This is a genomic window from Haloarcula sp. K1, from assembly GCF_001647155.1.
Lineage (GTDB): Archaea > Halobacteriota > Halobacteria > Halobacteriales > Haloarculaceae > Haloarcula > Haloarcula hispanica.
In genome coordinates this window covers 164,145-182,315 of record NZ_LRHL01000003.1, presented here as the reverse complement: position 1 = coordinate 182,315, position 18,171 = coordinate 164,145, and the positions used below count along the sequence as shown (strand labels likewise).

The 18,171-nt window shown below is 64.6% G+C and carries 11 protein-coding genes; all 11 read left to right on the top strand.

Going from position 1 to position 18,171, the window contains the following annotated elements:
* Positions 1 to 232 precede the first annotated feature (232 nt).
* Entirely contained in the window at positions 233 to 3,427 is a 3,195-nt protein-coding gene (locus AV929_RS01620; RefSeq protein ID WP_064287193.1) for a molybdopterin-dependent oxidoreductase, read from the top strand.
* Complete coding sequence (locus tag AV929_RS01615; RefSeq protein ID WP_064287192.1) at positions 3,427 to 4,608, top strand: 4Fe-4S dicluster domain-containing protein; 1,182 nt, start codon at positions 3,427 to 3,429, stop codon at positions 4,606 to 4,608. The genes AV929_RS01620 and AV929_RS01615 overlap by 1 nt, the downstream gene beginning before the upstream one ends.
* A gap of 10 nt (positions 4,609 to 4,618) precedes the next feature.
* Positions 4,619 to 5,338 carry a molecular chaperone gene (locus tag AV929_RS01610; RefSeq protein ID WP_064287191.1) on the top strand — a complete coding sequence of 240 codons (720 nt, stop codon included), beginning with the start codon at positions 4,619 to 4,621 and terminating at the stop codon, positions 5,336 to 5,338.
* Positions 5,331 to 6,371 carry an ethylbenzene dehydrogenase-related protein gene (locus AV929_RS01605; RefSeq protein WP_064287190.1) on the top strand — a complete coding sequence of 347 codons (1,041 nt, stop codon included), beginning with the start codon at positions 5,331 to 5,333 and terminating at the stop codon, positions 6,369 to 6,371. The genes AV929_RS01610 and AV929_RS01605 overlap by 8 nt, the downstream gene beginning before the upstream one ends.
* Positions 6,368 to 7,282: a HEAT repeat domain-containing protein gene (locus tag AV929_RS01600; protein WP_064287189.1), complete on the top strand. Its 915-nt coding sequence runs from the start codon at positions 6,368 to 6,370 to the stop codon at positions 7,280 to 7,282. The genes AV929_RS01605 and AV929_RS01600 overlap by 4 nt, the downstream gene beginning before the upstream one ends.
* 2 nt (positions 7,283 to 7,284) lie before the next feature.
* Complete coding sequence (locus AV929_RS01595) at positions 7,285 to 7,896, top strand: hypothetical protein (RefSeq protein WP_064287188.1); 612 nt, start codon at positions 7,285 to 7,287, stop codon at positions 7,894 to 7,896.
* 1 nt (position 7,897) lies between these two features.
* A complete protein-coding gene (locus AV929_RS01590) occupies positions 7,898 to 9,145 on the top strand; it encodes a P-loop NTPase (protein ID WP_064287187.1) in 1,248 nt (415 codons plus the stop codon).
* Between the two features lie 85 nt (positions 9,146 to 9,230).
* Positions 9,231 to 10,073: a hypothetical protein gene (locus AV929_RS01585; protein WP_064287186.1), complete on the top strand. Its 843-nt coding sequence runs from the start codon at positions 9,231 to 9,233 to the stop codon at positions 10,071 to 10,073.
* Complete coding sequence (locus tag AV929_RS01580; RefSeq protein WP_064287185.1) at positions 10,070 to 13,753, top strand: hypothetical protein; 3,684 nt, start codon at positions 10,070 to 10,072, stop codon at positions 13,751 to 13,753. Before AV929_RS01585 ends, AV929_RS01580 begins: the two co-directional genes overlap by 4 nt.
* Positions 13,750 to 14,331 carry a BREX protein BrxB domain-containing protein gene (locus tag AV929_RS01575; RefSeq protein WP_064287184.1) on the top strand — a complete coding sequence of 194 codons (582 nt, stop codon included), beginning with the start codon at positions 13,750 to 13,752 and terminating at the stop codon, positions 14,329 to 14,331. Before AV929_RS01580 ends, AV929_RS01575 begins: the two co-directional genes overlap by 4 nt.
* Entirely contained in the window at positions 14,328 to 18,170 is a 3,843-nt protein-coding gene (locus AV929_RS01570; RefSeq protein ID WP_064287183.1) for a hypothetical protein, read from the top strand. Before AV929_RS01575 ends, AV929_RS01570 begins: the two co-directional genes overlap by 4 nt.
* Position 18,171: the final 1 nt, after the last annotated feature.

The window sequence follows — 18,171 nt, the reverse complement described above, 5'->3', positions numbered from 1 at the left end:
AATACTGTTGGCTGTAACTATTTTAAGATATTCGCCACCCCGGGTGGCGAAATTCTTTACAGACTTACAGCCGACAGTAAAGTATTGAAAACAGAAGCCCGTCCTTAGACCCTTTTTCGCCGAATATCTTCGTGCCCCGTCTCACCAATTGGGAACCTGTAGTATCGTTCATTTAGCAAAGGCCGTGGGTCCCACGTATGCAGATACGCGCTGTCCAACGGAGTGATGTCCGGTGAAACTGTCACGGCGGGACTTCCTGACCGCGGCTGGCGCAGGGACGGTCGGCGCGCTCGCCGAAGGTGCTTGGGGCGCGACACAGTCCACGGAACCGATAACGAGCGTGGACAACCCGCTCAAATCCTATCCGAACCGGGACTGGGAGCAGGTGTACCACGACATCTACGCCTATGACGAGGTGGACTGGACGGTGTGTCACCCCAACTGCACCCAGTCGTGTGCGCTGAACTTCTACATGAAAAACGGCGTCCCGATACGGGCCGAGCAGGTGTATCACAACGAGGAACCCTCGGTCGGCCCGTCGGGCTACGAGGACGCCGGCGTCAGCCAGCACTGGAACCCCCGTGGCTGTATGAAGGGGCTTTCCCTGCACCGCCGGACGTTCGAGCCGTCGCGCATCAAGTACCCGATGGTCCGCAAGGGGTGGGACCCCGAGGACCCCAACCCCGAGGGCCGCGGCGAGGACGAGTTCGAGCGCGTCTCCTGGGACGAGGCCATCGACCTCATCGCCGAGAAGATGGCGAACTTAGAGGACAACAAGCGGTTCCACATCTTCAACGCCATCAAGGCAGATGGACTGTTCACCCGGCACGGCTCGGGCCGCCGACTGGCGTCCATCTTCGGCGGCTGTGAGTGGACCGAGTACGACTGGTACGCCGACCTGCCGCCGGGCCACGTCATCACGACGGGGTACCAGACATCCGATTCTGACGCCGTCGCCTGGCGCAAGGCCGACTACACCATCATTCAGGGGAAGAACCTCATCCACAACAAACTCGCGGACAACCACTTCCTGCAGGAGACCCGCGAGCGCGGCGGCAAGATGGTCGGCGTCTACCCGGACTACTCGCCGACGGTCCAGAAGTGTGACCGGTGGCTGCCGATCCGCCCCGGGAGCGACCCGGCGTTCGCCCTCGGCATGGCCCACGTCATCATGGCCGAGGAACTGTACGACGCCGAGTTCATGCGGAAGTTCACGAGTCTTCCCCTACTCATCCGGGAGGACACGGGCAAATACCTTCGCGCACACGAGGTGTTCGAGGACGTCGAACCGCCCGCGGAGGACATCGACGAGCAGCACGAGCACAACGACTGGGGCGACTTCGTGGTGCTGGGTGAGGACGGCCAGCCCGTAGCGATGACCCGCGAGGAGGTCGGCGAGGAGATGCCGACCACGCCGCAGCTAGACGTCGACAGCGAGGTGGCACTGACCGATGGCTCGACCGTCGCCGTCCGGAGCGACTTCGCCCGCCAGCGGGACAACATCATCGAGAACTACGACCCGGAGACGGTCGAGGACATCACCACGATTCCGGCGGACAAGCTCGCCCAGACGGCGCGGGAGTTCGCCGACGCCGAGAAGGGCCAGTGGTTCACCGGCGAGGGGATCAACCACTGGTTCCACTCCAACGACGCGCTCCAGCGGGCGGTGTTCCTCGTCCAGGCGATGCTCGGGAACATCGGCGACGCCGGCCAGGGGTACTACAACTACTCCGGCCAGTACAAGATCGAACTGCTGGACGGGTACCCCCACTACGTCAACCCGGACGGCAACGCCGCCCACGGGATGTATCCGGGCTACGCCTTCGCCTTCTTCGGCGGCGAGAAACTCGACCCCCACGAGATTCGCGGCGACTTCGACCGCGAGATGGACCTCGTCCCTCAGGGCGACGCCGAGGAGCCGGTGATGCCGGAGAACGCGGGATCGTACACGATGTCTAAGCCGTCGATCCTGTGGACGATGAACTGCAACCTCCTGAACCAGACCAAACATCAGGAACACGTCATCGAGAACTTCGTCAAACACCCAGACACCGAGAACGACCTGTTCATCGTCTCGGACATGCACATGACCTACTCCGCCAGACACGCCGACATCGTGCTCCCGGTGCCGTCCTGGCTGGAGTGTGAGTACCCCGACATCACCATCGGGCCGGAGAACCCGTTCGTCCAGATGGACCACGGCGTGATGGACCCCATCTACGACACCAAACAGGACGGGGAAGCCGTCGCGATGGTCGCCGAGAAACTGGACGAGAAGATTCCGCCCGAGGAGCGAAACGTCGACTCCTACCGGGCGTACTTCGAGGAGTTCCTGGAGGAAGACGGCGACGTCAAGAACTACATCCAAGAGACCTTCGACCGCGGGATGACGACCCAGAGCATCGACGTCGAGGACTTGGAGGACGGCCCGGAACGGCTAGACCTCAAGACCTATCCGCGGATTCCGTTCTACTCGCAGGTCCACGAAGACCGACCGTTCTACACGAAGACCGGCCGGATGGAGTTCCACAAGGAGGAGGACCGGTTCATCGAACTCGGTCGGGACGACATCGACCACGTCGAGAGCGTCGAGGGGACTCCCTACGGCGTGAACAAGAAGTGGGACGAAGCCAAGGACGAGGAGAACCCGCTGTATCACGACGAGGGCAACCAGTTCTACTACAACACCCCCCACCCCAAGTACCGGACCCACTCCTCGTGGGGGATGACGGACTGGAACCTCATCTGGGCCTCGCGGGACTTCGGCAGCGTCAGCGGCGACCCGGAGGGGACCGACCGGTTGGTCGATGACTTCTCGTTCCCCACCGGGGACGGCGAGTCCGAAGACGTCGCGCCGCTCGGTGAAGCGTTCGTCGAGATGCATCCAAGCGACGCAGCAGACATCGATGTAGAGAACGGTGACTACGTCCGCATCACCGGCAAGCGCGGCGACCTCGTCGTCAGGGCGATGGTCAGCGAGCGTCAGCGCCCGCGGTCGGCCGGCGACATGGGACAGCTGACGCTGTGGCACGGCTGGTGGCCCCAGCACTTCCCCGACGACGAGGCCGACGAGGACGGCGTCAAGGGGTACAACACGATCACCAACATCTGGCTCGATCCGCTGCAGGAGACCGACGACCTCGTCCACAAGGCGGTGTTCGGCGACCCCAACGTCTCCGACATCGTCGACGAGGACATCGCCTGGCACGGCGCAGAACTGGAACACGGCTACGAGGAGACGGTGTGGGCTCCGACAGGGACCAACCGGGACGACCTCGTGGACGTGGAGAAGTACGAGGAAGCGGACTGGTGGCCCGGCGACGCCCGCCGGGACGACCTCGTCGAGGACTACATCGGCGGGTCCTTGCAACCCAGCGGTAGCGGCTCTGGCAGTACCAGCAGGAAGACCCCAGGAGGCGATGACTGATGGCACAAACGTACAACCCACAACTCGGCCGCGAGCACAGCTATCCCTACGAACACCGCGAGGAAGAGCGGGACTACCACTGGGGGATGGTCATCAACACGAACCGGTGTATCAACTGCAACACCTGCTCCTTTGCCTGTAAGTCGACCTGGACCAGCGGCGAGGGCGAGGAGTACATGTGGTGGATGAACGTCGAAACCGAGCCCTACGGCGGCTACCCGATGGGCTGGGACATGCGGCTGCTCGACGATTTAGAGGCCGACCAGACCATCTTCGACGCCGCCGACAACGGCGAAAAGGTCCACGGCTACATCGCCGAGAAGCAGGCCTGGGAGTACCCCGCGCTGGGCGACGATCAGGTCCACGGCGAGTACCCCGAGGGCGAGGTCGTCGAGTCCGACCTGGAGAACGACGAGTACCACGACATCTGGCAGTTCTACCTCCCGCGGCTCTGTAACCACTGCAAGAACCCGGCCTGTCTGGCGGCCTGCCCGCGGAAGGCAATCTACAAGCGCGAGGAAGACGGTATTGTCCTGCTGGATCAGGAGCGGTGTCGCGGCTACCGCCGCTGTGTGAAGGCCTGTCCGTACCACAAGCCGATGTACAACCCCGAAACCGGCATCACCGAGAAGCCGGTCGGCTGCTACCCCCGCATCGAGGAGGGGAACGTCCCGCGGTGTGTCTCCTCCTGCATTGGGAAGACGCGGCTCCACGGCAACATCAACCGCGGGCCGGACGCCGGGCCGGCAGGGGGCAAATCCTCCGCCGCGTCGGGGCGCTCGCCGATCAACTACCTCGTCCACTCCGACGAGAAGGTGGCCCTGCCGCTGTACCCGCAGTTCGGGACCCAGCCGCAGGTGTTCTACATGCCGCCGTACCACGTCCCGCCGGAGTTCCTGACCCAGATGTTCACGCCGAACACCGAGGTCAAAGAAAACGAGTGGCCGGGCGACACCTACGAGGAGTCGGTCCGCATCGTCCAAGAGCGGGCTCGCAACCCCAGCCACGAAGTGCTTGGCATTCTCCAGTTGTTCGGCGCGACGACGCGGCTCATCGAGACCTACAACGTCAAGGAGAACCGCGTGAAGGGCTGGGACCGCAACGGCGAGAAGGTCGTCGACGTGCCCATCGAGGAGCCCATGGAGGTCCGCGAGGGCGAACAGTGGACGAACCAGCCTTGAGGTGCGTACAATGAAGAACACGCCACAACACCACACGCGACGCGCCGCACTGTACGGGTTCGCCGCGGCGGTCTTCCAGTACCCCGATGAGGCCGTCGTCGCCGATTTACAGGACGAGGAAGTCCATGACGCCATCCTTCAGGCCGGCGACGCGCTCGGTCTCGACAGCGAGGTCGAGGCGCTGCTGGACGCGCTGGACGGCGTCGACCGCGACTCGCTTGAACCGGCGTACAACCGGCTATTCGGCCTCCCGAGCGACGAGGGGACCTATCCAGTCGTCCCCTACGAAGCACATTACACTACCGGCGACGAGGTCAACGAGAGCCAGCGCCGCATCGCCACGGTCGTCGGCCTGTTAGAGGAGTTCGGCCTCGAAATCAGCGACGAGTTCGACGAGCGCCACGACCACGTCACCGTCGAACTGGAGCTGCTGCAGGTGCTGGCCGCACAGCGGGCGGTCGCCCTCGACGGCGGCGACGACGAGACGGCTGTCTGCCTCGCACGAGCGGGCGCGACGGTGCTGGACGAGCACCTCGGTGACTTCGTCCCCGCGTTCGCTCATCGGGTCCGGGAAACCGTCGACGGTGGCGGCAGTTCCGACCGGGACCTGCCCGAGACGAGCGCCGTCTACGCCGCCGCCGCGGAGCTTGCGGCGGCCCTGGTCGAGTTCGACGAGGCGAGCCATCCCGATCCGGTCTCGCCCGGCACGGGGGTGAGAGCCGATGGTTGAACTCGACTACGAGGCGGCCCGCCGGGCGACGACAGCAACGGCAGTCGTCATGGCGCTTCTGGTGGCCGGACAGATGGCCGTCGCAGCGGCCGTCACCGGCGGCCAGCAACCGCTGGTCGCGACCGACGAGGTGCCCCAGACCGCCGAGAGCGACCGCTGGTCGGAGGCTCCGTCCCGGACCGTCTCGCTGTCGAAACAGCAGATGGCCGTCCCCTACGGCGGCGGGAGCGTCGACGAGATGGAGGTGCAGGCGCTGACCAACGAGACCCACGTCGCCTTCCGGCTGACCTGGACGGACCCGACGAAAGACACGAACATCCGGTCGCCGAAGAACTACAGCGACGCGGCGGCCGTTATGCTCCACAGCGGCGAGAAACCGCCGATCACGATGGGCGCGGGCGGCGACCCGGTCAACATCTGGTACTGGCGGTCCCAGTGGCAGTACGGGAACGACAAGAACGCGGAGTGGAGCAACGATATGTACGCCTACCCGCACCCGGACGAGGAGACCAAACCGGGCATGGCCGCTGGCAACCCCCTCTCGCAGAGCCAGTACGAAAACTACGGCCAAAACTACTACGCGGCCGGCTACGGGTCGCTGAGCAACGCGCCACAGCAGAACGTGAACGCACGGGGGACTCGCAACGGCGACGAGTGGTCCGTCGTCTTCGTCCGGGAACACACCGGCGAGGGCCAGCATGACGCCGCGTTCCGCCAGAACGAGACGATGTACCTCGCCTTTGCCGTCTGGAACGGGAGTAGCGACGAGGTCAACGGCAAGAAGTCACTGACGATGCAGTACAGCACGCTCGACACTGAATCGGGCGAACTCACGGCACCCGAGAGCGGCGGCAGCGGGGACAGTTCGAGTTCAGGTAGCGGCGCCAGCGGCGGCGGTTCCAGCGGCGGCGACTCCAGTAGCGGCGACGGCGGTTCGGGCGGCAGTAGCAACCCGCTGTACACGTCGCTCGGGACACTCATCGCGGCAACGGTCGCCGGCTGGACTGTCCTCTACTGGAGGCTGGCGCGATGAGCTACGAGAACTGGAGCGCACGCGGTCGGACGCCGGGCGAGACCGAGACAGAGGTCCGAAGCGCACTCGACGCTCCACAGGTCCGGACTCGGCAGGACGCCGCCATCGCACTTGTGGATGCGGCCGAGTCCGGCCTCGACCGGGAAACGATTGACGCGCTGGGAGAGCGCGCACTGGAAGACGACGACCCCGAAGTGCGGCAGTTCGCTGTCGAGGCGCTGGGTGTCGCCGGGGCCGCGCCGGCCGTCGTCCGGCAGGCGCTCGACGACGCCGAACCGTGGGTCCGGGCCGAAGCCGTCGTCGCCCTCTCGCGGGCCGGCGGCGACGCCGACCAGCTAAGAGGGGCGCTGGACGACGACAGCGGGTGGGTCCGACGGAACGCCGTCATCGCGATGGGCAAGCGCGGCGACGCCGACCAGCCGCTGCTGGTCGAGTGTATCAAGACCGACCCCCATCCGGCGGTCCGGGAGTACGCCGCGCAGTTCCTCGGCGGCGTCGCGGAGGACGTGCCGGAGGCCGAACGCATTCTGGCCGCGATGCTGGCCCGGGAGCCGAACGCCTTTGCCCGGGCGAAAGCCGCCGAGAGCCTCGGCGAACTCGCGACCGACCGCGCGGAGCAGGCGCTCGAAGCCCACGGCGTGACCGACCAGAGCGAGGACGTCGCCCGCGCGGCCAAACAGGCGCTCGCGAGCGCTCGCGGGACCGACCCCGAGGAGCTAGATGTCGAAATCGGGCCGCCGTCGGCCCCCGGTAGCGGGCCGGACACGCCCGCGGAGCAGTCCGTCGATGGCTACGACCCCGCCGGCTCCTTTGGCTCGGCCCGATCCGGGAGCGGGTCACCGGCCCCCGGCGGCGCGCCCGGGTTCGAGCCCCGGCGCGACCTGAACACCGACCCGGAGGACAGGACCTGACGATGCCATACGAACTCGACTCGACCGGCACGGCAGCGGAACAGGACGGGAACGAGACAGAAACCGACGAGGGCGGCGGTCTTGAGTCGTCGCTGGGCATGACCATCCCGGAGGACCACGTCGGTGCGTTCGTCGCCGAGGCGCTGGAGGACCCCGAGCGAGCGACGACCTGGGACGACGTCGTCGACACGCTGGTCGCGCCCGTCGCCCGGGATGCCTGGGCGGAGTTGTCCCCCATCGAACAGGCGACCGAGGTGCTCTCGAAGGCAGCCGAGTTCGACCGGCGGGCTATCGAGCACTTCGAGGCTGTCCCGCTGGACGGGGACCGGAGCGAAGCGGAGACGGACATCGACGAGGGGCTGCGGTGTCGGCGCAACGCCGACACGTTCCGGGACGGCGTCGCCGCCGCCTACGGCGACGGGCGGCTCGACGACGACGGCCTCGTCGACGCCCTGGAAGCCGCGGAGTTCGATACTGAGATCATCGCCAGGCGCGAGGACCTAATAGAGCGTATCGACAGCGTGTTCGAAATCGACTACCGCCCCTACGGCGGCACGTTGATGGACGACGACGATGGTCCCGAACCGGAAACCGAACACGGGGAGACGTGGTAATATGTCCGGAGAGCAGCCCGAACCAACGGAAGACGCGGTCAGGGACGCGCTTCGGACTGTGGCCACGCCCGAGAGTGACGAGGACGTGGTTGCCGCGGGGCTGGTAGCGTCCGTGGCTACCACTGACGGGACCGTCAGCGTGGAGACGGCGCTGTCCGGCATGGACCCTGCCACGGCGGACGCGCTCGCCGACCGGATGCGGGCGGCAGTGCTAGAGTGTGGCGGTGTCGAGGCGGTCCACATAGAGACGGACATCACAGAGCCGGACCACGGGACTGTCGTGCCCGGCGTGGACCAAATCATCGCCGTCGCCAGCGCGAAAGGCGGCGTCGGCAAGACCACCGTGGCGACCCAGTTGGCGCGCGGACTGGCCGCGTCCGGCGAGCGGGTCGGCCTGTTCGACGCCGACGTGTACGGTCCGAACACGCCGGAGTTACTCGACATCGAGGGGCCACTCGGCTCGACCGAGGACGGCCGGGCGGAGCCGGTCGAGGTCGACGGCCTGCAGGTCGTCAGCGTCGGCCTGATCGCCAACGACGAACCGATGGCCTGGCGCGGCGCGATGGCCCACGAGGCTGTCGAGGAACTGCTGACCGACGCCGCCTGGGACGTCGACACGCTGGTGCTCGACCTGCCGCCGGGGACCGGCGACATCGTGTTGACGACGCTGCAGTCGTTCCCCGTCGACGGCGCGGTGTTCGTGACGACGCCGTTTCCGACCGCGGCCAGCGATACGGAGCGCTCGACGGCGCTGTTCCGCGAGGAGGGCGTCCCGGTACTCGGAGCCGTTGTCAACATGGCCGGGTTCACCTGTCCCACCTGTGGCGACGACCACGCGCCGTTCGGCAGCGACCCCGACCTCAGTGCGGACGTACTCGCGGAGCTCCCCATCGACGACTCGCTTCGCTCGACCGAGGGAGACGTCCCAGCAGCCTTTCGGGACCTGGGCGAGGACGTACGCGAAGCCCTTGCGGACCGGACGACGGTGACGGTTCCCGAGACTGCGCTCGACCTCCGCGGCGTCCCCGACCGGGCGCGTATCGAACAGGTTCGCGCGGAGTTCGGCGCGCTCGCTCCCGGCGAGTCGCTCCATCTCGTGACGGACACCCGTCCGGGCGACGTCAGCGGAGCCCTCGAAGATCTCACCTCGGCACCGCCACGGGTGGCCGTAGAACAGAAGCGGTCCGGCGTGTGGGCGCTACAGATATCCAAGACTGCCCCTGACCCAGCCGAAGACGTGCCCTGCTAACCGACGGTCGAACACCCGGGTTACCGGACGCCTCCGATTCGGTTTTCCCTATCAACTAAGTGGTGTGGCCGGTTCGAGATGATATATGACTCTCCGCACCGACGGGAGGGGTGTTTCTCTACCGTCGCTCGACTCGACGTTTTCTGACGACGAAGTGACGATGGTTCTTACTAGATGCGGGCTTCTCGTTGACAGAGCGGAGACGCTCGCTCGACTGTACGCCCACCATCGGGACTGGACGGTTGTCGAAGAGAAGTGGATCGAAGAGCGATTCGACGAGCGCAGCACGCGTGGGAGTTCGAAGGGCATCTACCGCGCACTCAGTTCGCGGTTCAAGACCGCTGGCAGCGAACTTCCCTCTATTGTCCAGCTCCCCTCTGTACTCGACCGGTGTGAGACGGTGGGTGACAAAGCGCAGGTGTTGTATTTCTATTTGCTGGAAGACGATCCCCTCGTGAGGTACACGGTACATCGATACGTCGACCGCCTGCAGGAGTCCGGTGTCGGCGGGCTGGGATTCGAGCAGGAGACGATAGAGCGCCTCCTGAGCGAGTTCCATTACGAGGACGGGAGCGAGTTTGACTATGCTGAATCGACGACGCGACGGTGGGGAGAGGGGCTCCGGTCGGTGCTGCGCGATATCGGTGTTCTCGACACACAACAGACCTTGCAGGGACAGATACCAAACCTCGGGTCGACGCCGTTACTCGTCGCATCAGGCTACTCGTGGGAGATCCACGGCGACGACTGGCTCTCCCAGCCGACCGGCTGGCTCTACCTCTTCCAGCCGGACCAGTACTGGGACGCCCTGGCCGAACGCGTGAGCGACGATCCGAACTGGGAAGCGAGCGGGATTCACGGTGAGTTGCGACTCCAGCCGGTCGATGACACGTACGGCTGGGCTGAACCGTGGGAGGGCGAAGTGTGACGGACGAGGGCTGGTTCGCTGCCGACGTCGGGAGCGATTTCGAGGAGTCCGTGCGCATCGACCGCGAAGACGACGGGCAGGATCATCGGCTGGAATCGATCGACACCTACCACGTAACGGAGGAGTCCGCGGAGTTCATATCCGACTTCTTCTCACGGCTACTCGGTCGGTCCGAGGATATGCGGTCAGGCGCGAACTACTGGCTCTACGGGTACTACGGGAGCGGAAAGAGCCACCTCCTCAGCGTGCTCCGCGGACTTCTTGACAGCGAATGGCTGCGACAGCGGGACGATGTCTGGGAACGGCTACCCGACGGTCGGTCGCTAGAGACGCTCGAGTCAACGTGGTCATCGATTCACGAGGAATACGAGGTCATTCCGGTCTCGGTGAACCTCCTGAAGCATCAGGGCCAGAAGAAACTGAGCTTCAGCGAGATCGTCCTCCGAAGCGCCCACACGTCGGAACGGCTCACTGGTGCAGAGGGAGGGCTCTCCTCGCAACTCGACGTTGCCTTCTTCGAGGACTGGTACCGGACGACCGACGCGTGGGCCGACCGGACCGCCAACACCCACACGGCACTCCGGGGTACGGTTGACAGCCCCGAGAAGTACAACTGGGAGGACGTGCAGCAGTACAACGCTCTAGCCGACGCCGTTCTCCCGACACTCTTCGAGCAGGAGACCGGCACGGCGGATGGTCTAGATGACCTGATGCCGTCGGATCTCGACCCGCAGGCGATGGTCGAGCGCCTCGAACAGTTGCGGAGCGATCGCGAAGCGGAACTCGGCCGCCCGGTCAAACTCGTGCTGTTGCTCGACGAGGTCAGTCTCTTCATCGGGACGGATTTCGACCGCCTCACCGAGTTGCAGACGCTCGCGGAGAGCGTCGACGAGACCGGCGACGGTGACATCCAACTGGTGGCGACGGCACAGGCCAAAATCGAGGACGTCCAGCCGCAGTTCGCGGCTCGCGGGGCCGACTTCAGCATCGTCAAGGACCGGTTCCCGCATCGGTTTGGCCTGCCGAGCCGACACGTCGGCGAAATATCGACGCAACGGCTACTCAAAAAGTCGGAAGCCGGGAGGGAGGACACGGAGCGCGTCCTCGACCGTACCAGCAACGAGCCCGAGACACTGCTCGTGTACTCCGGTATCGAACAGAACACCGAACCACCGCTCGACAACATCGATCGCGAGCGTCTCATCGAGTTCTATCCGTTCCTCCCGTATCAGCCACCGCTGTTTCTCGAAATTCTCTCGAACCTCCGGCAGGAGGCCCACGATCCGGCAAAGTCGATTTTCTCGGGAACCGCACGGGCGATTCTGGCCCTCGTTCACGGCCTCCTGCAAGAGTGGCTAGAGGCCGGCGACGAGACTCACGTCATTTCGCTTGTCGACTTCTACGACCTCATCGAGCCGGAACTCGATGACATTACGCCACAGGACGTGGGAGTCATCGAGGAGATCGAGGAACAACACGAGGCAGGCGAACTGGAGGAGATCGACGTGGCTGTCGCGAAGGCCGTGTTGCTCCTCCAGCACATCCCGGACACGATTCCGATGTCCGAGCGGAATCTCGCAGTCGCCGTGTTGAGCGACCTCGACGGCCCGACCCAGTTCCAGATGGAGAACCGCGTCGAGGACTCGCTCCAGCGGCTTCGGAAATTCATCCGTCCGACGCACGACGAAACCGGGCCGAAGTACGCGTTCACGCATCCGGAAGAGCGCGAGATCATCGAAGCCGCAGAGCGGAACCTCGACAACCCGGACTGGCAGTCCATCATCGAAGCCGTGGACGGGTATCTCTGGGACGACATCGTGCGTGACCTCTCGCTCCCGACGTCGGCCGAGTACGGAGAGACTGGCGAGCAGTACCCCGTTCGCTACGGGTTCAGTATCGACGGGATAGAACTCGACACGACCGTCGACGCTGCGGACGCACTCGATGTCGAGGTCGCCGTCAGAGGTATTTCACCTGCGGCGACAGACGTCGACCACGACGGCGACCCGCTCGAATGGACGATCGGTCAAGACGGGCTCGACGACCTCCGAGATAGCCTCATCGAGTGGTGGTCACTCAGAGATGCCGTCGGAGACCACACGCTCCCACAGTCTGTCGAACGAGATCTCTCCGATCGCGCGGCTCGCGTTCAGAGCAAGCTCGTCGGGGCTCTCGATAGCGGGGCATTCGACGTCAAGGATCGCGGCGACCAGATCGGGGGCATGGGCTCGGGAGTCGAGGAGTATCTCGACGTCACCTATCCCGACGACTTCCATCCCGTAATGTTGCAGGTCGGGGATGAACACTTACAGGAGCTCCAGGGACTCTCCGCCCAGGACCCGCTCCCTGCGTGGGCCCGGCAGATCGATGTCGCGACAGAAGACCCCGAAACGCACGGCGGGTCGATCCAGAACAACGTACGCGCCTTCACCGGCCGACAGTTGAAGCAACGCGGCGGGAACCTCGCGATGGCGACGATCCTCGACGGCATCGTGAAGAAGAAGCCGATCTACGAGGACGCTCGCCCGGCGCTGTGTGCGATTATCTGGGGGCTCTGCCGGAAGGGGGACTTCCTGCCCGTCGACGAAACGGGCGACTCCCTCGAACTCGACGCCGTCATCGACCTCAACAAACTGACGACGACGCGTCTCAAGATCGCGGGGAGTGGCGGTGTCCGAGGGATTCTCCGCGAGGGCGGCTTCATCGACTCGACGGAGACCATACCGGACGGAATCGTCAGGCTCCAGTCCGCGAACGACACGCTCGCGGGTCGACTCGGGAGTCTCGTAGAAGACGTCAAACTGGTCGCCGAGAGTGACATCCAAACGCGAGCCGTTCGCACCCTCCTCGAGTCGTTCGCGGGGGCGCTCGAAGCCGAGCAGCAGAGCGCTATCGACCGAAGAGAGGCCGTCAAGTCACGCAATACCGACTGGGCGGCAGTCGTCGAAGCAACCAACGACGCACAGGGATGGTACGACGACGCCGAGGAGGTGTGGAATTTGCGCCTGCCCGCGCTCACACGAATCGACGCGCAGCTAACGCTTGCCCAGCAGTCGTACGACTGGCTGACCGAGGAGTGTGACACGGCCAGCCAGACGCTCCGTGGGAGTATCGACGGTTACGAGGGCGAGTGGTGGACACACGATGGGTGGGATCGGTTCAACGACGCCCAAACCACTACACCGGCGCTCGACGACACGATCGAGACCGCGTGGGACTCGTTCCGAGAAGAAACCGGGGTCGATGCGTTCGTCGACGAGTTACAGGCGCATCCGTGGATCCAGCCCCTGAGCGAGTTTGAATCGAACGTTCGGCCGGCTTTCGAGAGTGAATACATCACACCGCTCCGCCGCGCCGCATCGTGGTACGCTGACGTCTCGAACGCAGTGTCGACGGTGACTGGCGGAACGACCAACGCCGAAGCTGACGACTTCATTCGGGCAACGAACGCACTCCTCGACAGCGACCCTCTCGCCGTGGTGGCCGGTAGCGACATCGGCGATTTACGAGCGACGTTCGAAGAGCTACAGACACTCGTTGGGGAGCAGTCTCCCGCGGACGTCACGGCGATCGGGGTGCTCCCGTCGGATCGCGAATCGCTTGACTCAGAACTGGAACGGCTCGTCGAACACCACGACCTCAGTGTCGAACGGACTGAAACGGGGGTTATTATCCGATGACGACAAAACGTCCCTTCCGGGACTTCACGGATCGGATCGCACAGTTCGCCGACGGGCGACGCGGCATCCGAAACCCGTTCGTCATCGTTCCCGTCCAGCCGAAGTACGAGCGACGCGTCGCCGAACGGCTCACCGAGTGGGCGACGAACCCGCACCGAACCGAGGAGTTCCCGGACGACGGAACCGTCCAGATCCTCCGGTTAGACGAGGTGTTCGTCGAAACAGAAGTCTTCGAACTCGCAGTTGACCTCGGGAAGCACAGCCAACCAGCGACGATCACCGAAACGATGCAAGACCGGCTAGCGGAAGAACTGGTCGGAATTATGCTCGATAGGATCGTGGCACCGGGCGAGCAGCGACACGTCGTCCTCCTCACACATCTCGGCAGCCTCTACCCGTTCACGCGTGCGTCGGAGCTCCTCGACGAACTCGACCGTCGCAACGTCCAGTCGACTATCGGCATTCCGTTCCCCGGAGATATCGTCGGTGGGAAGCTGAGTTTCTTCGGCGAGGAATCGCGTAACTACTACCCGGCCCACCAGATCGAAGGCCGGGTTGAGGGGGTGCATCTCCAATGAGCGACACACACATTCACGACATCTTCCAGCAATCACCGACCCGCGAACTCGAAGAGGTCCAGAAGGTAAACGCCAGAGCGCAGGCCGAAAACGACGTTCGCGAGTTCTACGAGACCGACAGCGCTCGCGACGTGCTCACCACGCTGGGGGACCTCGTCGACAAGTATCCACACGAGCAACCGCGTTTCCTCTACATCTCCGCGACGTTCGGGTCGGGGAAGACACACCTCCTGAAACTCATCGGCTTCGCCGCCGATACCGAATCGGAGTTCACCGATCTCGGCGAAGAGTTGGCGAACAGGTGGCCGGGGTTCCAGTCGTTCCGACAGAGCGTCGCTGACTCGCACGTCGACCGGCTGAAACCCGTGTTCCTGAACCTCCTCAACCGGGACGCAGCACAGGAGCCGCCGCTCCCGTATCTCATCTACGAGGCGATCGGCCGCGAACTCGGCTATCCGACTGATCCGAACTGGCTGCTCGAGTGGGCGTGGCAGCTCGACATGAACCACGGTGACTGCTGGGAGCGGCTACAGCAAGTCGAGCACGACGGCCAGACGTTCGAGGATGTGTACGACGAGCGGGCGTCGCTACGGAGCTGGCTCTACGACGCCGTTCCGACGCTCGATGACTCGCCGTTCGCGTCTCGGGCGGAGGTCAAGCAGTCGATCGACGACGCCATCGAGGAGGTCGATCCCGGTGAGTTCGACTCCGCCGATCTCGTCGAGCGCATCGAAGCGGCGCAAGCGTCGCTGAGCACGCCGGAGACCGAGACGGAGTTGCTGATCGGGCTCGACGAGGTGGCTCTGTTCATCGGCGATGGCCGCCATCGCTACAGGGAGTTCCAGGAGACGATGGAAGCGCTGACCGAGCTCGGCGTCGGGCCTAACCCGCCGGTCATCGGGACTGGACAGTATCCGATCGAGCGTATTCACGGTGAGTTCGACGATACGGAAGTCACGGAGCAACCGTGGTACGGTGCCCAGGAACCGTTGGAGGGTGCCGACACCGAGATCATCGTCCGGAAACGGTGGCTGCAGAAGGATGTCGAGGGCGGACAGGCCGTCGAGACCGCACTCCGGGAGATGCCCGACCTGACACTCGACGCATACACAGATATCGCCGGGGCCGATCCGGACGCAGTCGAGTCGTACCCGTTCCGGGAGTACGACCTCGGGTTGCTCCGGACGGTGATTCAGCAACTGATGCCGCGGGGACGCGTGACCGAAGAGGAGTACGTGCAGGGTCGGGCGTTGCTCATCCTCGTCCGCTCGCTGTTCACGCGGTTCGAGTGGGGCGACAAGCGGGTCGGTGCTCTCGTCACATGGGACGAACTGTACGACCTGCTGGTCGAGGAGACGACGTACGTCCCGCTCTGGGTACAGGAGATGGTCGAGAACAAGCTCGTCCCCTCGGCGGGCGGCGACGAGAACGCGTTCTCAGTTCGGGTGGCAAAGGCGCTGTACCTGCTGAATCAGGTTCGATCCGCGGTGCCGTCGACGCCGGCGAACCTCGCCCGACTGATGGTCACGTCGACCGACGAGTCGTTCGAGTCCGTCCGAAGCGATGTCGAATCGGCGCTGTCTGCCCTCCTCAAGGATCGGAAGGTGCTGACGGAGACGAACGACCGCGGCGACGAGGAGTACCTGCTTGTCTCCGAGGAACAGGAGGACATCCTGACGCGGGCGAAGACTCGCGCACAGCAGATTCCGTCGCATCGGCTGTCGGCCAAGTTGGAGAACTCCATCCGGGAGGGCAGCGATCGATTGCTCTCTGCTGGCAGTCGACACGAGGTGGATTTCGAGGGAGAGCGCAAAGTCCCGCTCCGGTTCGGCTACTCCGTCCTAGACCCGATCGAGCAAGCACCGACGCCGGAGTTCGACGCCGTTCGTGTGCGCTTGGTCGCGAACCGCGACGCCGAGATCAGCGACCAGGTTACTGCGTGGCAGGCAACAAACGAGGGCCGTGACGGTGGTGAGCATATCCTCGTCGCCGTCAGTCTACAGCAATCGACAATCGACCGCCTGCGGGACGTGATGGGGATGCAGGAAGTGCTCTCCGAAGAGACGGATACCTATCCGGACCTTGAGTCCGATCACCGCGACGAACAGCGGGCACTCGAATCGACGATTCGCGAGCAGCTCAAAGAAGCGGACGTCTACGTCCGGACGGGTGGGACGAGAGGGCGGTACGAGGACGCGTTCGAGCAGGTCGTTCAAACGGAAGTCCAGTCCGTGTTCAGCGGAACGCGGTTCGTCCTGACGAACGGTATCACGGAAGTCGACGACGCCAGGCGGATGGCACAGTTCTTCCGCGGTGTCGCCGACTGGCCGCTCACGAGCGAGGACGCTGTCACGCTCGGGGTGGATACAGACCGCGCCGAACTCGCCGACGGCCGGTGTCAGGAATTCCTCGACGAGTACGCGGACACCCAGTCGCTTCGTGCCGAAGACGTGCTCACCCAGACTGTCCAGCGCGGCGGCGCGTATCGCGGGACGCCCCAGGAGTCGATCTCGGCACTGCTGATCACGCTCGCTACGGCCAACGAGATCGCACTCCGGCGGGACGACGAGTACATTACCGAACCGGAGGAGATCGGACGGGCGGTCAGAAACAAGACGAACCTGACCGAGATACAGATCCGCTTCGAGTCGATAGGCAAGATCGATCCAGAGCAGATCCGGGACACCGTCGAGACGCTGATCGGCGATGAGCCGGACGGGACCGACCCCGACGCGTGGCTCTCCGCGTTAGCCGAGTGGGTTGACGAGAACAGCGTGCTGGTGAAACGCGTCCTGCGAGGTGTCAGCAGGGAGTTCGGCGACGGCGCTTCGCTGGACGAACTCGAAACGGCGCTCCAGCCCGCACTCGGGGGCGAATCACTCGAAACGGATGCGTTCGCGTCCGAGACGGTCGAACGGCAGTCCGAGCGGTTCGCTCGGGCCAGCGGGCTCTTCCAGCCGAGCGAAGACGGCCAGTCCCTCTGGGAGCAGTTCAGCCAGCGGACAGTGGAGATGAAGCGGCGCTACCCCGGTCCGGACATTACGGGGGAGATGCAAGCAGTCATCGGCGGGGACGAAGTGCCAGATGCCGACCGGCTTCGAGCACTACTCGAAGAAGCTGACACACACAGGCGTACCGTCGTCCGTGCGCAGTACGAACGCATCACGGGCGGACCGCCGACGGACGAGGAGCCCGAGAGCGTGGTGTCCAGTCTCGCGACGTGGCTCTACGCACACGACGGGAGCAGCAAGGAAACCGCGGACCGCGTCGCCGTCGAATTCGACGGCGTAACCATCGACGACCTCTACGATCTCTTCGAGACGGCGTGGCGGGGTGACTCGTTCTCCGAGGAAGCCCTCGTCGACCCGGCGGTCGTCCAGCAGGCCAAGCGGTACGAGCGGGCACGGCGACTCCTCGAAGCATCCGGTGGCGAGGCCTCGCTCTGGTCGCAACTCCGGGACGCGTCGAAACGACTCGCGGAAGACCATCCGAATCACCCAGTCACGGCCGACGTGAGCGAGATGCTCAGCCGGTCGCAGCCGCCGAGTGTCGACGATGTAGAGCAACTCCTCGATGCGGCAGAGAACCCGTTCACGGTCGACGAGCGGCTTGCGGAACTCGCCGCGGAACTGCAGTCCGAGCACCCCGATCACGACATCACCGACGAGATTGTCGATGCAGCAGCGGGTACCCGCTCGCCGAGTGAGGAACGAGTGGGTGAATTGATCGAAGAAGCTGAACAGGTGCTTGCGGGCGTAGACGAGCAGTTGCGGCGGATTCAGGAGACGATGGATGACCTACCGGATGGCGCTGTCGTGTTGATCGAGCCGCTCGACTGAC